The sequence below is a fragment of the Bacillus sp. FSL R5-0560 genome, assembly GCF_037966305.1.
GTDB classification, from domain to species: Bacteria; Bacillota; Bacilli; order Bacillales; family Bacillaceae; genus Bacillus; species Bacillus mojavensis.
Genome location: NZ_CP150195.1, coordinates 100,570 through 118,023 on the forward strand (window position 1 = coordinate 100,570; position 17,454 = coordinate 118,023).

The 17,454-nt window shown below is 42.6% G+C and carries 18 protein-coding genes, 1 rRNA gene, 1 pseudogene and 1 other annotated feature; all 20 genes and pseudogenes read left to right on the top strand.

Annotated elements, in window-relative coordinates:
* Positions 1–16 precede the first annotated feature (16 nt).
* The 20 genes and pseudogenes from rrf to nusG all read left to right on the top strand — a co-directional run bounded on the left by rrf (position 17) and on the right by nusG (position 17,371).
* Positions 17–132 (top strand): 5S ribosomal RNA (gene rrf, locus NST56_RS00555).
* Between the two features lie 243 nt (positions 133–375).
* Entirely contained in the window at positions 376–840 is a 465-nt protein-coding gene (gene ctsR / locus NST56_RS00560) for a transcriptional regulator CtsR (RefSeq protein ID WP_010332747.1), read from the top strand.
* Between the two features lie 13 nt (positions 841–853).
* A complete protein-coding gene (locus NST56_RS00565; RefSeq protein WP_326218816.1) occupies positions 854–1,411 on the top strand; it encodes a UvrB/UvrC motif-containing protein in 558 nt (185 codons plus the stop codon).
* Positions 1,411–2,502, top strand: coding sequence for a protein arginine kinase (locus tag NST56_RS00570; RefSeq protein WP_168746771.1), 1,092 nt, complete (start codon positions 1,411–1,413; stop codon positions 2,500–2,502). Before NST56_RS00565 ends, NST56_RS00570 begins: the two co-directional genes overlap by 1 nt.
* The gene (clpC, locus tag NST56_RS00575; protein WP_010332750.1) at positions 2,499–4,931 is read left to right on the top strand and encodes an ATP-dependent protease ATP-binding subunit ClpC; all 2,433 of its coding nucleotides are present in this window, start codon (positions 2,499–2,501) and stop codon (positions 4,929–4,931) included. Before NST56_RS00570 ends, clpC begins: the two co-directional genes overlap by 4 nt.
* 91 nt (positions 4,932–5,022) lie before the next feature.
* The gene (gene radA, locus NST56_RS00580) at positions 5,023–6,399 is read left to right on the top strand and encodes a DNA repair protein RadA (RefSeq protein WP_010332751.1); all 1,377 of its coding nucleotides are present in this window, start codon (positions 5,023–5,025) and stop codon (positions 6,397–6,399) included.
* 3 nt (positions 6,400–6,402) lie between these two features.
* A complete protein-coding gene (gene disA, locus NST56_RS00585; protein WP_003242042.1) occupies positions 6,403–7,485 on the top strand; it encodes a DNA integrity scanning diadenylate cyclase DisA in 1,083 nt (360 codons plus the stop codon).
* Between the two features lie 119 nt (positions 7,486–7,604).
* Entirely contained in the window at positions 7,605–8,705 is a 1,101-nt protein-coding gene (locus NST56_RS00590; RefSeq protein WP_168746772.1) for a PIN/TRAM domain-containing protein, read from the top strand.
* Positions 8,706–8,719: 14 nt separating this feature from the next.
* A complete protein-coding gene (gene ispD, locus NST56_RS00595) occupies positions 8,720–9,418 on the top strand; it encodes a 2-C-methyl-D-erythritol 4-phosphate cytidylyltransferase (protein ID WP_010332753.1) in 699 nt (232 codons plus the stop codon).
* Entirely contained in the window at positions 9,411–9,887 is a 477-nt protein-coding gene (gene ispF, locus NST56_RS00600; RefSeq protein ID WP_010332754.1) for a 2-C-methyl-D-erythritol 2,4-cyclodiphosphate synthase, read from the top strand. The genes ispD and ispF overlap by 8 nt, the downstream gene beginning before the upstream one ends.
* A gap of 88 nt (positions 9,888–9,975) precedes the next feature.
* Positions 9,976–11,427, top strand: coding sequence for a glutamate--tRNA ligase (gene gltX, locus NST56_RS00605; protein ID WP_010332755.1), 1,452 nt, complete (start codon positions 9,976–9,978; stop codon positions 11,425–11,427).
* Between the two features lie 2 nt (positions 11,428–11,429).
* Positions 11,430–11,660 (top strand) — a binding site (T-box leader).
* Between the two features lie 81 nt (positions 11,661–11,741).
* Positions 11,742–12,395, top strand: a complete 654-nt coding sequence (gene cysE, locus NST56_RS00610) for a serine O-acetyltransferase (protein ID WP_010332756.1) — start codon at positions 11,742–11,744, stop codon at positions 12,393–12,395.
* Positions 12,392–13,792, top strand: coding sequence for a cysteine--tRNA ligase (gene cysS, locus NST56_RS00615; RefSeq protein ID WP_168746774.1), 1,401 nt, complete (start codon positions 12,392–12,394; stop codon positions 13,790–13,792). Before cysE ends, cysS begins: the two co-directional genes overlap by 4 nt.
* Before the next feature lie 3 nt (positions 13,793–13,795).
* A pseudogene (locus tag NST56_RS00620) lies at positions 13,796–14,219 on the top strand (mini-ribonuclease 3).
* A complete protein-coding gene (rlmB, locus tag NST56_RS00625; protein ID WP_010332759.1) occupies positions 14,212–14,961 on the top strand; it encodes a 23S rRNA (guanosine(2251)-2'-O)-methyltransferase RlmB in 750 nt (249 codons plus the stop codon). Before NST56_RS00620 ends, rlmB begins: the two are co-directional and overlap by 8 nt.
* Before the next feature lie 6 nt (positions 14,962–14,967).
* Positions 14,968–15,480 carry a ribosome-dependent mRNA decay endonuclease Rae1/YacP gene (gene rae1, locus NST56_RS00630; RefSeq protein ID WP_010332760.1) on the top strand — a complete coding sequence of 171 codons (513 nt, stop codon included), beginning with the start codon at positions 14,968–14,970 and terminating at the stop codon, positions 15,478–15,480.
* Between the two features lie 62 nt (positions 15,481–15,542).
* Positions 15,543–16,199 carry an RNA polymerase sporulation sigma factor SigH gene (gene sigH / locus NST56_RS00635; protein WP_003225758.1) on the top strand — a complete coding sequence of 219 codons (657 nt, stop codon included), beginning with the start codon at positions 15,543–15,545 and terminating at the stop codon, positions 16,197–16,199.
* Between the two features lie 92 nt (positions 16,200–16,291).
* Positions 16,292–16,441 carry a 50S ribosomal protein L33 gene (gene rpmG / locus NST56_RS00640; RefSeq protein WP_003156421.1) on the top strand — a complete coding sequence of 50 codons (150 nt, stop codon included), beginning with the start codon at positions 16,292–16,294 and terminating at the stop codon, positions 16,439–16,441.
* A gap of 33 nt (positions 16,442–16,474) precedes the next feature.
* Positions 16,475–16,654 (top strand): preprotein translocase subunit SecE, encoded by a 180-nt coding sequence (gene secE, locus NST56_RS00645; RefSeq protein WP_010327716.1) that lies wholly within the window; start codon positions 16,475–16,477, stop codon positions 16,652–16,654.
* A 183-nt stretch (positions 16,655–16,837) separates the two neighbouring features.
* On the top strand, positions 16,838–17,371 hold the full coding sequence (gene nusG, locus NST56_RS00650; RefSeq protein WP_010332761.1) for a transcription termination/antitermination protein NusG: 534 nt from the start codon (positions 16,838–16,840) through the stop codon (positions 17,369–17,371).
* The last annotated feature ends 83 nt before the right edge of the window (positions 17,372–17,454 follow it).

Here is a 17,454-nt window from a genome sequence, read left to right on the forward strand (position 1 = left end):
AGAACACTCTCAATTGTTTGGTGGCGATAGCGAAGAGGTCACACCCGTTCCCATGCCGAACACGGAAGTTAAGCTCTTCAGCGCCGATGGTAGTCGGGGGTTTCCCCCTGTGAGAGTAGGACGCCGCCAAGCAATTAATAAAAGGACAGCTCATATGAGCTGTCCTTTTTGCGTTCTCCTTTATTGGTATCATAAAATTTCATTTAGTTATATAATATAATAACTTCACAGAGAAATTTAAGTGAATAATCAGGTTTTATGAATTTAGAAAATGGAAATACTTAAGATAGAGCGATAAAGTTGAAAATTCTCGAAAAACACCTTATAGTAAGATTAAAGTCAAATATAGTCAAAGTCAATAAAGGAGGGGGTTGAGTGGGACATAATATTTCTGACATCATTGAACAGTACTTGAAACAAGTGTTAGATCAAAATGGCAAGGAAATTTTAGAAATTAAACGGAGTGAAATTGCAGATAAATTTCAATGTGTTCCTTCCCAAATAAATTATGTCATCAACACCAGATTTACAAGCGAGAGAGGATATATTGTTGAGAGCAAACGCGGGGGCGGCGGTTACATCAGAATCATTAAAATTAAAATGAATAATGAAGTTGTCCTAATCAATAATATTATTTCTCAAATTAATACCCATTTGTCTCAAGCAGCCTCTGATGACATTATTTTAAGGCTATTAGAAGACAAGGTGATCTCTGAGAGAGAAGCAAAAATGATGGTCAGCGTGATGGATCGCTCAGTACTGTACATTGATTTGCCTGAACGTGATGAATTGAGAGCGAGAATGATGAAAGCTATGCTGACCGCTTTAAAATTAAAATAAGCGGGTGAAAAGATTGATTTGTCAAGAGTGCAATGAGAGACCAGCCACTTTTCACTTTACAAAGGTTGTTAACGGAGAGAAAAAAGAGGTTCACATCTGCGAACAATGTGCAAAAGAACACAGCGACTCATATGGTATAAGTGCAAGTCATGGTTTCTCTATTCATAATTTACTATCAGGCTTACTGAACATGGATTCTTCATTTCAGAATGCTGGAACTCAAATGTTCAGCCCTTCCGAGCAAATATCTGCTTGTCCGAAGTGCGGAATGACATTTCAGCAATTTAGAAAAACCGGCCGATTTGGCTGTGCCGAATGTTATAAAACATTTCATAGCAACATTACACCGATCTTACGCAAAGTTCACAGCGGAAACACTGTGCATGGCGGGAAAATACCGAAACGTATAGGTGGCAACCTGCACGTCAGACGACAGATCGAAATGCTGAAAAAAGAATTAGAAGCTTTAATACACCAAGAAGAATTTGAAAACGCAGCCCATGTGAGAGATCAAATTCGTTCATTAGAACAGTCACTCAAAAGTACAGATAGTGAGGAGGAACAGGGGTAATGTCGCTAAAGCATTTTATTCAGGACGCATTAAGCAGTTGGATGAAGCAGAAAGGCCCTGAAAGTGACATTGTACTCAGCAGCCGCATACGTTTAGCTAGAAACTTTGAGAATATTCGGTTCCCTACGCGATATTCCAATGAAGAAGCCTCATCCATCTTGCAACAGTTTGAAGAACAGTTTTCAGAACATGAAATACCCGGTGTCGGCAAATTCCTTTTAATTAGAATGAACGACGCACAGCCTTTAGAAAAACGGGTGCTTGTTGAAAAGCATCTCATCAGCCCTAATTTGACAGAGTCTCCTTTTGGCGGCTGTTTGCTTTCTGAAAATGAGGAAGTGAGCGTCATGTTGAATGAGGAGGACCACATTAGAATTCAGTGTCTTTTCCCAGGATTTCAGCTTCCACAAGCAATGAAAGCCGCAAACCAAGTTGATGACTGGATTGAGGAAAAGGTTGATTATGCATTTAGTGAGCAAAGAGGTTACTTAACCAGCTGTCCTACAAATGTAGGTACGGGCCTAAGGGCTTCAGTCATGATGCATCTTCCGGCACTGGTTTTAACTAGGCAAATAAATCGAATTATACCAGCTATTAATCAATTAGGCTTAGTTGTTAGAGGAATTTATGGGGAAGGCAGCGAAGCAGTAGGAAATATCTTTCAAATTTCAAATCAAATCACGCTTGGAAAGTCGGAGCAGGATATTGTCGATGACCTTAACAGCGTAGCTGCCCAGCTGATTGAACAGGAACGATCTGCTCGAGAAGCGCTTTACCAAACCTCTAAGATTGAGCTTGAGGATCGTGTGTATCGATCCTATGGAGTCTTGTCCAATTGCCGGATGATTGAATCGAAAGAAACTGCAAAGTGCCTTTCAGATGTTCGGTTAGGTATAGACTTAGGCATTATAAAAGGACTTTCAAGCAATATACTTAATGAACTGATGATTTTAACACAGCCGGGATTTTTACAGCAATACTCGGGAGGCGCTTTGCGTCCGAACGAAAGAGATATACGAAGAGCGGCTCTTATCAGAGAACGGCTTCATTTGGAAATGAATGGGAATAGACAGGAGGATGAATCGATATGATGTTTGGAAGATTTACAGAACGAGCTCAAAAGGTACTGGCGCTTGCACAGGAAGAAGCACTTCGTTTAGGTCATAACAATATCGGCACTGAACATATTTTATTAGGACTGGTGCGAGAAGGAGAGGGCATCGCTGCTAAAGCACTTCAAGCGCTTGGACTTGGTTCAGATAAAATTCAAAAAGAAGTTGAGAGCTTAATCGGGCGCGGACAGGAAATGTCTCAAACGATTCATTATACTCCGAGAGCTAAAAAAGTCATTGAGTTATCAATGGATGAGGCCAGAAAACTCGGCCATTCTTATGTGGGTACAGAGCATATTCTTCTTGGTCTTATTCGCGAAGGTGAAGGTGTGGCTGCGAGAGTGCTTAACAATCTCGGAGTCAGCTTAAATAAAGCAAGACAGCAAGTGCTTCAGCTTCTTGGAAGTAATGAAACAGGTTCATCAGCGGCTGGAACAAACAGCAATGCGAATACGCCTACACTAGATAGCCTGGCAAGAGATTTAACAGCGATTGCGAAGGAAGACAGCCTTGATCCGGTTATCGGCAGAAGCAAAGAAATTCAGCGTGTTATTGAAGTGCTGAGCCGCAGAACGAAAAACAATCCTGTTCTGATTGGGGAACCGGGCGTAGGTAAAACGGCTATCGCAGAAGGTCTCGCACAGCAGATTATTAATAATGAAGTTCCCGAAATTTTACGCGATAAACGCGTTATGACATTAGACATGGGAACAGTTGTTGCCGGTACAAAATACCGCGGTGAATTTGAGGATCGTTTGAAAAAAGTTATGGATGAAATCCGTCAGGCAGGAAACATCATTCTATTCATTGATGAGCTCCATACACTAATCGGAGCGGGCGGAGCAGAAGGTGCCATTGACGCATCCAACATCTTGAAACCTTCACTTGCTCGCGGAGAACTTCAGTGTATCGGTGCGACAACTCTTGATGAGTACCGTAAATATATTGAAAAAGATGCAGCTCTGGAGCGCCGTTTTCAGCCAATCCAGGTTGATCAGCCGTCGGTAGACGAGAGCATTCAAATCTTAAAAGGCTTGCGTGACCGATATGAAGCTCACCACCGCGTTTCTATCACTGATGAAGCCATTGAAGCTGCGGTTAAGCTTTCTGACAGATATATTTCTGACCGTTTCCTTCCCGATAAAGCTATTGACTTGATCGATGAAGCGGGCTCAAAGGTCAGATTGCGTTCATTTACAACGCCTCCTAATTTAAAAGAGCTTGAACAGAAACTTGATGAAGTTCGTAAAGAGAAGGATGCTGCGGTGCAAAGCCAAGAATTTGAAAAAGCCGCTTCCCTGCGTGATACGGAACAGCGTTTGCGTGAACAGGTGGAGGATACGAAAAAATCATGGAAAGAGAAGCAGGGGCAGGAAAACTCAGAGGTTTCTGTGGATGATATTGCGATGGTTGTATCCAGCTGGACTGGGGTGCCTGTTTCAAAAATCGCTCAAACTGAAACAGATAAGCTTCTTAATATGGAGAGCATTCTTCATTCCCGTGTCATCGGCCAAGATGAAGCTGTTGTAGCCGTTGCTAAAGCGGTCAGACGTGCGAGAGCAGGGCTAAAAGATCCTAAACGTCCAATCGGCTCATTCATTTTCTTAGGCCCTACAGGCGTAGGTAAAACAGAGCTTGCACGGGCGCTTGCTGAGTCTATCTTCGGTGATGAAGAAGCCATGATCAGAATTGATATGTCTGAATACATGGAAAAACACTCGACTTCTAGACTTGTAGGTTCACCTCCAGGGTATGTGGGTTACGATGAGGGCGGCCAATTAACAGAGAAGGTAAGAAGAAAACCATACTCTGTTGTGCTTCTTGATGAAATTGAGAAAGCGCACCCTGACGTCTTCAATATCCTCCTTCAAGTTCTTGAAGACGGACGATTAACTGATTCTAAAGGCCGTACAGTCGATTTCCGCAACACGATTCTGATCATGACATCAAACGTCGGAGCAAGTGAGCTGAAACGCAACAAATATGTCGGCTTCAACGTTCAGGATGAGACGCAAAATCATAAAGACATGAAGGATAAAGTGATGGGTGAGCTGAAACGTGCGTTCAGACCGGAATTCATCAACCGTATTGATGAAATTATCGTCTTCCATTCACTCGAGAAAAAACATCTGGCTGAAATCGTGTCATTGATGTCTGATCAATTAACGAAACGTCTTAAAGAACAGGATCTTTCTATAGAATTGACGGAAGCTGCGAAAGCAAAAGTCGCGGAAGAGGGCGTAGACCTTGAATACGGTGCCCGCCCGCTCAGAAGAGCCATTCAAAAACATGTGGAGGATCGTTTATCTGAAGAGTTGCTCAGAGGTAACATTCATAAAGGGCACCATATCGTTCTTGATGTAGAAGATGGCGAATTTGTCGTAAAAACGACTGCTAAAACGAATTAATATAGAAGACGAAAATGAGGCATACAGCATGTAAGTGTATGCCTCAATTTCGTATCAAGAAATAGAACAAGGGAGAGGTCTTACACTATTTATGGCTAAAACAAAATCCAAATTCATCTGCCAATCCTGCGGCTACGAGTCTCCAAAATGGATGGGGAAATGTCCGGGCTGCGGTGCTTGGAATACAATGGTGGAAGAAATGATTAAAAAAGCACCGGCCAATCGGAGAGCGGCTTTTTCTCATTCTGTTCAAACCGTACAGAAACCTTCCCCCATAACATCAATCGAAACATCAGAAGAACCTCGGGTTAAAACACAGCTCGGCGAGTTTAACAGAGTGCTCGGAGGCGGAGTGGTAAAGGGATCACTTGTTTTAATTGGCGGGGACCCCGGTATCGGGAAATCGACCTTACTACTGCAAGTATCCGCTCAGCTATCTGGTTCATCGCGTCATGTTCTATACATTTCAGGAGAAGAATCGGTAAAACAAACGAAATTAAGAGCAGACCGTCTGGGCATAAATAATCCCTCACTGCATGTTTTATCCGAAACCGATATGGAGTATATTTCGTCTGCTATAGAAGAGATGAATCCAGCGTTTGTCGTTGTCGACTCGATTCAAACGGTTTATCAAAGTGATATCACATCGGCTCCCGGCAGTGTATCACAAGTAAGAGAATGTACAGCCGCGCTGATGAAAATTGCAAAAACAAAAGGTATTCCGATATTTATTGTAGGTCACGTAACGAAAGAAGGGTCCATCGCGGGGCCGAGACTGCTGGAGCATATGGTTGACACTGTTTTATACTTTGAAGGAGAACGTCACCATACTTTCCGAATCTTACGGGCTGTAAAAAACCGTTTTGGTTCTACAAACGAAATGGGTATTTTTGAAATGCGGGAAGAAGGGCTCACTGAGGTACTGAATCCTTCAGAGATCTTCTTAGAAGAGCGTTCGGCGGGATCTTCGGGGTCGAGCATAACGGCTTCTATGGAAGGTACAAGGCCTATTCTTGTTGAAATTCAGGCACTCATCTCGCCAACGAGCTTTGGCAATCCGCGGCGCATGGCAACAGGGATAGATCATAACAGGGTGTCACTGTTAATGGCTGTATTAGAAAAAAGAGTAGGGCTGCTGCTGCAAAATCAGGATGCATATTTGAAGGTAGCGGGCGGCGTCAAACTAGATGAACCTGCGATTGATCTTGCTATAGCGGTAAGTATCGCATCGAGCTTTAGAGATACACCTCCAAATCCTGCAGATTGCTTTATAGGAGAAGTGGGATTAACCGGAGAAGTCCGCCGGGTATCAAGAATTGAACAGCGTGTAAAAGAAGCGGCAAAGCTTGGCTTTAAACGCATGATCATACCTGCGGCAAATCTGGATGGATGGACGAAACCAAAAGGGATTGAGGTCATCGGAGTAGCAAATGTTTCAGAGGCACTTCGTACTTCATTAGGAGGATAATAGATGGAAAAAGAGAAAAAAGGGGCGAAACATGAGTTAGATCTGTCTTCTATTTTGCAGTTTGTTGCTCCTGGAACACCGCTCAGAGCGGGGATAGAAAATGTGCTGAGAGCAAATACAGGCGGTCTGATTGTTGTTGGATATAATGATAAAGTAAAAGAAGTGGTGGATGGCGGTTTCCACATTAACACTGCTTTTTCGCCGGCGCATTTATATGAACTGGCTAAAATGGATGGTGCAATTATCTTAAGTGATTCTGGTCAAAAGATCCTATATGCCAATACACAATTGATGCCTGAAGCCACAATTTCTTCGTCAGAAACAGGAATGCGGCACCGCACCGCCGAAAGAGTAGCTAAGCAAACCGGCTGTCTCGTTATCGCAATTTCTGAGAGAAGAAATGTCATAACGTTATATCAGGAAAGTATGAAGTATACACTAAAAGACATAGGATTCATTTTAACAAAAGCGAACCAAGCCATTCAAACTCTAGAAAAATATAAAACAATTCTGGACAAAACGATTAATGCACTAAACGCATTAGAGTTTGAGGAACTCGTTACTTTCAGCGATGTTCTGTCTGTGATGCACCGTTATGAAATGGTGCTGCGAATTAAAAATGAAATCAACATGTATATCAGGGAGCTGGGAACAGAAGGTCATTTGATTAAGTTGCAGGTCATCGAACTGATTACTGATATGGAAGAAGAGGCTGCTTTATTTATTAAGGATTACGTGAAGGAAAAAATTAAAGATCCGTTTGTCCTTTTAAAAGAACTGCAGGATATGTCCAGCTACGATTTGCTTGATGATTCCATTGTTTATAAGCTTCTTGGTTACCCGGCTTCTACAAATCTTGATGACTATGTTCTGCCTAGAGGATACAGGCTGCTAAATAAGATACCGCGCCTTCCGATGCCAATTGTGGAAAATGTGGTGGAAGCATTTGGCGTCCTGCCGAGAATAATTGAGGCAAGTGCAGAAGAATTAGATGAAGTAGAGGGTATCGGTGAAGTACGAGCCCAAAAAATCAAAAAGGGCTTAAAACGTCTTCAAGAGAAGCATTATTTAGACAGACAGCTATGATTTTCGGTTAAAACCATATCATTACGGGTATATTATTGTTGGTTTTTGTTTATTCTGATATTCGTAGGTTGCATAAAATCTTATGAAATATAACAATTTTCTTTAAAGGAGGTGGGGGTATGTTAAAACGAATAGTTCAGGCGTTCTTCATTATTTTCGGCGGCGTTGTTGGTATATTTTTAATACCTGAATTGTTTGTACTGTTAAGTTTACAGGACATACCTTTAATAACAAACGCATATACGTCTGCGGCAATAGGTGCAATTATCTTTTTTCTCATCAGTATATGGGGTACAGATTACGTTGTGAACTGGGTGAAGTGGATAGAGGATTCATTATTAAAAGCGCCGGTTCCAGATTTGTTATTTGGAAGTCTTGGCTTAGTATTTGGACTTATAATTGCTTATCTTATCGTAAACGTTATTCCTTTAGACAATATACCTTACCGCATACTCAGCACAATCATCCCTGTGTTTTTAGCTTTCTTTCTCGGTTATCTTGGTTTTCAGGTGGGCTTTAAGAAAAAGGATGAACTGATCAGCCTATTCTCCATTTCCGCCAGAATGCAAAAGAAAAAAGGAGCAGCCGATGAAGAGCACGAGGTCCAAGACAAAAAGCTGAAAATCCTGGACACAAGTGTTATTATTGATGGGAGAATTGCAGATATTTGTCAGACTGGTTTTTTAGAGGGAATCATCGTGATTCCGCAGTTTGTCCTTGAGGAATTGCAGCATATCGCTGACTCCTCAGATGTGTTAAAACGCAACAGAGGGCGCCGCGGTCTTGATATCCTGAACCGTATTCAAAAAGAATTAGATATTAAAGTTGAAATTTATGAAGGTGACTTTGAAGATATTCAGGAGGTTGACAGCAAGCTTGTCAAACTCGCTAAACTGACATCCGGAGTCGTTGTGACGAATGATTTTAATTTAAATAAAGTATGCGAGCTTCAGAAGGTAGCAGTATTGAACATTAATGACCTCGCCAACGCGGTCAAGCCCGTTGTGCTTCCGGGTGAGGAAATGAATGTTCAGGTCATTAAAGACGGCAAAGAGCATAATCAGGGAGTCGCTTACTTGGATGACGGCACTATGATTGTCGTTGAAGAAGGACGGAATTATATCGGCAAACACATTGATGTTCTCGTCACAAGTGTGCTGCAGACAGCAGCGGGACGAATGATTTTTGCCAAGCCTAAGCTGTTGGAGAAGGCGCTGTAAAGGGAGAAAGAACAATGAATTATGATGTGGTTATTCCTGCGGCCGGACAGGGGAAACGGATGAAGGCAGGGAGAAATAAACTGTTTATCGAGCTGAAAGGAGATCCGGTTATCATTCACACTTTACGGGTGTTTGACAGCCATCGTCCGTGCGACCGAATCATTTTGGTGATTAACGAGCGCGAACGTGAAGACTTTCAGCAATTGCTGAGCCAATATCCGTTTCAAACCGCTATCGAGCTTGTTGCAGGCGGAGATGAACGCCAGCACAGTGTTTATAAAGGACTCAAAGCCATTAAACAAGAAAAGATTGTGCTCGTTCACGACGGCGCTCGTCCTTTTATAAAGCATGAACAGATTGACGAACTGATCGTTGAAGCGGAGCAGGCAGGAGCGGCCATCCTGGCTGTTCCGGTAAAAGATACGATTAAACGCGTTCAAGGTTTAGAAGTCAGTGAGACGATTGAACGTTCAAGCTTGTGGGCTGTCCAAACGCCACAAGCTTTTCGTCTTTCTTTATTGATGGAGGCTCACGCTGAGGCAGAGCGCAGAGGATTTTTAGGAACGGATGACGCCAGTCTCGTCGAACAGCTTGAGGGCGGTTCGGTCCGTGTTGTAGAAGGTAACTATACAAATATTAAGCTGACAACTCCTGATGATTTAACGTCAGCTGAAGCTATCATGGAAGCAGAAAGTGGGAATAAACATGTTTAGAATCGGACAAGGTTTTGATGTGCACCAATTAGTAGAGGGCCGGCCTCTCATTATCGGCGGAGTTGAAATTCCGTATGAAAAAGGATTGCTCGGACATTCTGACGCGGATGTATTATTGCACACCGTTGCTGACGCATGCCTCGGAGCTGTCGGGGAGGGCGACATCGGCAAGCACTTTCCTGATACAGATCCTGAGTTCAAGGATGCTGATTCGTTTCAATTACTTCAGCATGTCTGGGGGATTGTGAAACAGAAAGGATATGTACTCGGAAATATTGATTGCACGATCATTGCACAGAAGCCAAAGATGGCGCCGTACATAGAAGACATGAGAAAAAGAATCGCCGAAGGGCTGGAGGCAGAGGTTTCCCAAGTGAATGTAAAAGCGACCACGACCGAAAAGCTTGGATTTACAGGAAGAGCGGAAGGAATAGCAGCTCAAGCGACAGTGCTGATACAAAAAGGCTAACTTGTTTTGATGCCCGGTCTATTTGGTGGTAGAATAGATGCATAGATTTAGCCTGAGGCCATACATGAGATGAAAGGAAGTATTTGAAATGGGAAACGAAGTACGCGTTCGTTATGCACCGAGTCCAACAGGACATTTGCATATTGGAAATGCCAGAACGGCGCTTTTTAATTATTTATTTGCCCGCAACCAAGGCGGTAAGTTTATTATTCGTGTTGAGGACACGGATAAAAAACGCAACATTGAGGGCGGAGAACAAAGCCAGCTTAACTATTTAAAATGGCTTGGCATCGACTGGGATGAGAGTGTGGATGTCGGCGGAGATTACGGCCCATACCGTCAGTCCGAGCGTAACGATATCTATAAGGTTTACTATGAAGAGCTGCTTGAAAAAGGGCTTGCTTATAAATGTTTCTGTACGGAAGAAGAACTTGAAAAAGAACGTGAAGAGCAGATTGCCCGCGGAGAGATGCCGCGTTATTCCGGAAAGCACAGAGATCTGACTCAGGAAGAACAGGAAAAATTCCTTGCAGAGGGCAGAAAGCCGAGTATTCGTTTCCGCGTCCCTGAAGGAAAAATCATTGCGTTCAATGATATTGTAAAAGGTGAAATTTCTTTCGAATCTGATGGCATCGGCGACTTTGTTATTGTGAAAAAAGACGGCACGCCGACTTATAACTTTGCAGTAGCTGTGGATGACTATCTAATGAAAATGACGCACGTGCTGCGCGGTGAGGATCATATCTCGAATACACCAAAACAGATCATGATCTATCAAGCATTTGGATGGGATATTCCTCAGTTCGGCCACATGACGCTGATTGTAAATGAAAGCCGTAAAAAGCTCAGCAAACGTGATGAATCCATTATCCAATTCATTGAGCAATATAAAGAGCTTGGCTACTTGCCGGAAGCGCTGTTTAACTTTATCGGCCTGCTGGGCTGGTCGCCGGTGGGAGAAGAAGAGCTTTTCACAAAAGAAGAGTTTATTGACATTTTTGATGTAAACCGGTTATCTAAATCACCAGCTCTGTTTGATATGCATAAGCTAAAATGGGTCAACAACCAATATGTAAAAAAATTGGATCTTGATCAGGTTGTTGAGCTTACGCTTCCGCATCTTCAAAAAGCCGGCAAAGTTGGCAATGAGCTTTCTCCTGAAGAACAAGAATGGGTTCGCAAACTGATTTCTCTATATCATGAGCAATTGAGCTACGGTGCAGAAATTGTTGAGCTGACTGATTTGTTCTTTACGGATGAGATCGAGTATAATCAAGAAGCAAAAGCTGTTCTAGAAGAAGAGCAGGTGCCTGAAGTGCTTAGCACATTCGCTGCGAAGCTTGAAGAGCTAGAGGAGTTCACTCCGGACCAGATCAAAGCTTCTATCAAAGCAGTGCAGAAAGAAACAGGTCATAAAGGGAAAAAGCTGTTTATGCCGATCCGTGTTGCTGTAACAGGCCAAACTCACGGTCCTGAGCTTCCGCAATCAATTGAACTGATCGGAAAAGAATCTGCAATTCAGCGGTTGAAAAATATCTAAATAGATGATTGTTGACAGGGAAGAGTATAAAGCTTTAGACCAATACAGAAAGGATCTTCATTGGCTGAGAGAGATCCCAGAGTCGGGTTTTAGAAGTGCGCCCTTAAGACCTTTGAAGAACGTTTTTCGAAATCAGTATTCAAAGGCGGCCGCCGCCGTTACAGGCTGAAGTTGGGAGAGCAGGAGTCTGCTTTTCAAACAGAGTGGAACCGCGCGGTTAAAGCGTCTCTGTCATGTTTACATGCAGAGGCGCTTTTTTTATTGGTGTCTAGAGGAAATAGATAGAGGATAGCGTGTAGAATGGGGGGAAGCATGTGTTTTTTAAAATGTTCAAAGAAGACATTGATACGGTGTTCGATCAAGATCCTGCAGCACGAAGTTATTTTGAAGTGATTTTAACTTATTCCGGTTTACATGCTATATGGGCGCATCGGATTGCACATGCTTTATATAAACGAAAATTTTATTTCCTTGCACGCCTTATATCTCAGGTGAGCCGATTTTTTACAGGAATTGAAATCCACCCAGGGGCTACGATCGGAAGAAGATTTTTCATAGACCATGGGATGGGGGTTGTCATTGGGGAGACATGTGAAATTGGCAATAACGTAACCGTTTTTCAGGGAGTTACCCTTGGAGGAACGGGGAAAGAAAGGGGAAAAAGGCATCCGACAATTAAAGATGACGCATTGATAGCAACAGGTGCTAAAGTGCTCGGTTCGATTACTGTCGGTGAAGGCTCCAAAATAGGGGCTGGTTCAGTTGTGCTGCACGATGTTCCGGACTACTCCACAGTTGTCGGCATCCCGGGAAGGGTTGTCGTTCAAAACGGCAAGAAAATCAAACGGGATCTAAACCATCAGGATTTACCTGATCCTGTTGCTGACCGGTTTAAGTCTTTGGAACTGCAGATTTTAGAGCTGAAGGCGGAACTTGAAGACAGAAAAGAAAGGATTAATCAAAAATGACAATCACTCTTTATAATACATTGACCAGACAGAAGGAAACATTCGTTCCTCTTGAAGAGGGGAAAGTGAAAATGTACGTGTGCGGACCGACGGTTTACAATTATATTCATATAGGGAATGCCCGTCCGGCCATCGTTTATGACACGATACGAAACTATTTGGAGTATAAAGGCTACGATGTCCAGTATGTCTCTAACTTCACAGATGTAGATGATAAATTAATTAAAGCGGCAAATGAACTCGGTGAAGATGTTCCAACCATTTCTGAGCGTTTTATTAAGGCATACTTTGAAGATGTGGGCGCTCTTGGCTGCAGAAAAGCAGACCTTCATCCGCGCGTCATGGAAAACATGGACGCGATTATTGATTTCATAGATCAGCTGGTGAAAAAGGGCTATGCTTATGAATCTGAAGGAGATGTGTATTTCAAAACAAGAGCATTCGAGGGATACGGAAAGCTTTCGCAGCAATCGATTGATGAATTGAGATCTGGCGCACGCATCCGAGTTGGCGAGAAAAAAGAAGATGCTCTTGATTTCGCTCTGTGGAAAGCGGCTAAAGAAGGAGAAATCTCCTGGGATAGCCCTTGGGGGAAAGGACGTCCAGGCTGGCACATTGAATGCTCTGCTATGGTGAAAAAGTACTTAGGTGATCAGATTGATATCCATGCAGGCGGCCAGGATTTAACCTTCCCTCACCATGAAAATGAAATTGCACAATCTGAAGCGCTGACTGGCAAAACATTTGCGAAATACTGGCTTCATAATGGCTATATCAATATCGATAATGAAAAAATGTCAAAATCACTCGGCAACTTTGTGCTTGTGCATGACATTATTAAACAGCATGATCCGCAGCTCCTCAGATTCTTTATGCTGTCTGTTCACTATCGTCACCCAATCAACTATTCAGAAGAGCTTCTGGAGAACACAAAGAGCGCGTTTAACCGGTTGAAAACAGCGTACAGCAACCTTCAGCACCGTTTAAACAGCAGCACGAATTTAACAGAAGATGATGATAAATGGCTTGCAAAGATTGAAGAACATCGAAAAGCATTTGAAGAAGCAATGGATGATGATTTTAATACAGCGAATGCCATTTCTGTTTTGTTCGATTTGGCGAAAAATGCGAACTATTATCTTCAGGAAGATCATACGGCAGATCATGTGATTACAGCGTTTATTGACATGTTTGACCGAATTGTTTCTGTCCTCGGTTTCTCACTGGGTGAGCAGGAGCTTCTGGATCAAGAGATTGAAGATTTGATTGAAAAAAGAAATGAAGCGCGCCGCAATCGTGATTTTGCTCTGTCAGACCAGATCCGCGACCAGCTGAAAAGCATGAATATCATTCTTGAAGATACGGCTCAAGGCACTCGCTGGAAACGGGGAGAATAACGGATGCTTGATTTTGAAACGATAAAAGATTCAAAGCAGCTTAACGGTCTTGCGCTTGCTTATATAGGTGATGCCATTTTTGAAGTTTATGTGAGGCATCACCTGCTTAAGCAGGGATTTACCAAACCAAATGATCTTCACAAAAAATCAAGTCGGATCGTATCGGCAAAGTCACAGGCTGAGATCCTTTTCTTTCTGCGGAATCAATCATTTTTCACGGAAGAAGAGGAAGCGGTGCTGAAAAGAGGCAGAAATGCCAAGTCGGGAACGATACCTAAAAATACAGATGTTCAGACGTACCGCTATAGTACAGCATTTGAAGCACTGCTGGGCTATCTTTTTCTTGAGAAAAAAGAAGAAAGACTGAATCAGCTTGTTGCTGAAGCTATACAATTCGGGACGGTCAGGGAGGAAAACAAATGAGTGAGCAACATGATTACGTCATAGGAAAAAATGCAGTGATCGAGACGTTAAAATCAGATCGTAAGCTGTATAAGCTGTGGATGGCGGAAAACACCGTAAAAGGACAAGCACAGCAGGTGATTGAGCTTGCGAAAAAGCAGGGCATCACCATTCAATACGTCCCCAGAAAAAAACTCGACCAAATGGTTACAGGGCAGCATCAAGGCGTAGTGGCACAGGTCGCAGCATATGAGTACGCGGAACTGGACGACTTATATAAAGCGGCAGAGGAAAGAAATGAACAGCCTTTCTTTCTCATTCTGGACGAGCTTGAGGACCCTCATAATCTCGGTTCAATTATGAGAACAGCCGATGCAGTCGGCGCCCATGGCATTGTGATTCCAAAACGCAGAGCTGTCGGTCTGACAACTACGGTGGCGAAGGCTTCAACAGGCGCAATTGAGCATATTCCAGTGGCAAAGGTCACTAATTTGGCGCGAACACTAGAGGAAATGAAAGAGCGGGGAATCTGGGTTGTCGGAACGGATGCATCCGCGCGGGAGGATTACCGCACAATGGACGGCGGCATGCCTTTGGCTCTCGTCATCGGAAGTGAAGGAAAAGGAATGGGGCGCCTGATTAAAGAAAAATGTGATTTTCTTATTAAACTCCCGATGGCCGGTAAAGTTACTTCACTCAATGCGTCTGTAGCGGCGGGGCTTTTGATGTATGAAGTCTACCGGAAACGAAATCCTCTGGGAGAATAATGATTAATGGATATCCTGTTAGTAGACGGATACAACATGATTGGAGCCTGGCCGCAGCTGAAGGATTTAAAAGCGAACAGTTTTGAAGAGGCGAGAGACGTACTGATTCAGAAAATGGCTGAATATCAATCGTATACAGGAAACAGGGTTATTGTCGTATTTGACGCACATCTTGTGAAGGGGCTTGAGAAAAAACAGACCAATCACAGAGTTGAAGTGATTTTCACAAAAGAGAATGAGACTGCGGATGAGCGGATAGAAAAGCTGGCACAGGCTCTGAATAACATTTCGACTCAAATTCATGTTGCGACCTCTGACTACACTGAGCAGTGGGCGATTTTCGGACAGGGGGCATTGCGAAAATCAGCCCGTGAGCTCTTGAGAGAGGTAGAAGCAATCGAAAGGCGAATCGAAAGGCGGGTAAGAAAGATCACTTCCGAAAAGCCAGCGGGTAAAATTGCTTTATCGGAAGAGGTTTTGAAAACGTTTGAAAAATGGCGGAGGGGCGACTTAGATTAAGTTGACGCTTTTTTGTCCAATAATGTATAATATTTCTATCTACGTGCGCCGGGGGGATCGGAGTGAATCTACAGAACAACAAGGGAAAATTCAACAAAGAGCAGTTTTGCCAGTTGGAGGACGAGCAGGTCATTGAAAAGGTTCATGTTGGGGACAGTGATGCGTTAGATTACTTGATTACGAAGTACCGAAACTTTGTTCGTGCAAAAGCAAGATCCTATTTTTTAATAGGTGCGGACAGAGAAGATATTGTTCAGGAAGGAATGATAGGCCTCTATAAGTCTATTCGTGACTTCAAAGAGGACAAGCTTACCTCTTTCAAAGCTTTCGCAGAATTATGTATTACCCGCCAAATTATTACCGCAATAAAGACAGCTACTCGCCAGAAACACATTCCTTTGAATTCCTACGTCTCATTAGATAAACCGATTTTTGATGAAGAATCAGACCGAACGCTGCTTGATGTTATTTCGGGAGCGAAAACATTAAACCCAGAAGAAATGATTATCAATCAGGAAGAATTTGATGATATAGAAATGAAAATGGGAGAACTTTTAAGTGATTTAGAGAGAAAAGTACTTGTATTATATCTAGACGGAAGAAGCTATCAAGAGATTTCAGATGAGCTGAACCGCCATGTGAAATCGATCGATAACGCTCTTCAGCGAGTGAAACGCAAGCTGGAGAAGTACCTGGAAATTCGTGAGATCAGTTTGTAATAGGTATTTATGGTATATTGACAGTATTTTTCCGACTATGATATGTTACTTAAGATAAGAACTAATGTCTATTTAGAAAAAGGTGTAATGACATGAGAAAAAAGATTACGTTAGCATGCAAGACATGCGGAAACCGTAATTATACGACAATGAAGAGCTCTGCATCAGCGGCTGAGCGATTAGAAGTAAAGAAATACTGCAGTACTTGCAATTCACATACAGCTCATCTTGAAACAAAATAGTGTTTGCGCTTTTAAATTGTGGAGGTCTTTTACATGCGTATTATGAGATTCTTTAAAGATGTTGGGAAAGAAATGAAAAAGGTAAGCTGGCCTAAAGGAAAAGAGTTAACTCGCTATACCATCACGGTTATTTCAACGGTTATCTTTTTTATTATCTTTTTTGCCCTCCTTGACACAGGAATTTCTCAATTAATTCGTTTAATAGTTGAATAATGATCAGCAATACGTGCTATAATAGATCATAATATCACTTGCCAAAACCCGTTCAGCGGGTTTTTTATTGTGGGTTAAAAATGAAAGTTATCATAGGCTTACCGCCTATTTTTTGCATGAAGCGTTATGGTAGTACACTAAAACCAAATGCGGGGAGGGAAGGACTGGACAGTCCTGAAGAGAATGGAAAAGAATTGGTATGTTGTTCACACGTACTCTGGTTATGAGAACAAAGTAAAAGCCAACTTGGAAAAACGTGTTGAATCAATGGGGATGCAGGATAAGATTTTTCGTGTAGTCGTACCTGAAGAAGAAGAGACGGATATCAAAAACGGCAAGAAAAAAGTCGTCAAAAAGAAAGTATTCCCTGGCTATGTCCTTGTTGAAATCGTCATGACGGATGATTCTTGGTATGTTGTCCGCAACACACCTGGTGTTACTGGATTCGTAGGTTCCGCCGGCTCTGGTTCAAAACCGACGGCGCTTCTTCCTGGCGAGGCAGAAACCATTCTGAAGAGAATGGGTATGGACGAACGCAAAACTGACATTGACTTTGAATTAAAAGAGACAGTGAAAGTGATAGACGGACCTTTTGCCAACTTTACTGGATCAATTGAAGAGATTGACTACGATAAAAGCAAGGTTAAAGTTTTCGTTAATATGTTCGGCCGTGAAACGCCGGTTGAGCTGGAATTTACCCAGATCGACAAATTGTAATGTGAAAAAACTTGAAATTGCTATATATAAATGATAATATAGCAAAGGTACGTCTTGGACTTATCCAAGGCAGCTAGCTTGAT

What these genes read in the sequence shown, in the direction of transcription:
- NST56_RS00570 (WP_168746771.1), top strand. Translation starts at nt 1,411, where the DNA reads ATGTCGCTAAAGCATTTTATTCAGGACGCATTAAGCAGTTGGATGAAG.
- clpC (WP_010332750.1), top strand. Translation starts at nt 2,499, where the DNA reads ATGATGTTTGGAAGATTTACAGAACGAGCTCAAAAGGTACTGGCGCTT.
- radA (WP_010332751.1), top strand. Translation starts at nt 5,023, where the DNA reads ATGGCTAAAACAAAATCCAAATTCATCTGCCAATCCTGCGGCTACGAG.
- disA (WP_003242042.1), top strand. Translation starts at nt 6,403, where the DNA reads ATGGAAAAAGAGAAAAAAGGGGCGAAACATGAGTTAGATCTGTCTTCT.
- NST56_RS00590 (WP_168746772.1), top strand. Translation starts at nt 7,605, where the DNA reads ATGTTAAAACGAATAGTTCAGGCGTTCTTCATTATTTTCGGCGGCGTT.
- ispD (WP_010332753.1), top strand. Translation starts at nt 8,720, where the DNA reads ATGAATTATGATGTGGTTATTCCTGCGGCCGGACAGGGGAAACGGATG.
- ispF (WP_010332754.1), top strand. Translation starts at nt 9,411, where the DNA reads ATGTTTAGAATCGGACAAGGTTTTGATGTGCACCAATTAGTAGAGGGC.
- gltX (WP_010332755.1), top strand. Translation starts at nt 9,976, where the DNA reads ATGGGAAACGAAGTACGCGTTCGTTATGCACCGAGTCCAACAGGACAT.
- cysS (WP_168746774.1), top strand. Translation starts at nt 12,392, where the DNA reads ATGACAATCACTCTTTATAATACATTGACCAGACAGAAGGAAACATTC.
- rlmB (WP_010332759.1), top strand. Translation starts at nt 14,212, where the DNA reads ATGAGTGAGCAACATGATTACGTCATAGGAAAAAATGCAGTGATCGAG.
- rae1 (WP_010332760.1), top strand. Translation starts at nt 14,968, where the DNA reads ATGGATATCCTGTTAGTAGACGGATACAACATGATTGGAGCCTGGCCG.
- rpmG (WP_003156421.1), top strand. Translation starts at nt 16,292, where the DNA reads ATGAGAAAAAAGATTACGTTAGCATGCAAGACATGCGGAAACCGTAAT.
- secE (WP_010327716.1), top strand. Translation starts at nt 16,475, where the DNA reads ATGCGTATTATGAGATTCTTTAAAGATGTTGGGAAAGAAATGAAAAAG.
- nusG (WP_010332761.1), top strand. Translation starts at nt 16,838, where the DNA reads ATGGAAAAGAATTGGTATGTTGTTCACACGTACTCTGGTTATGAGAAC.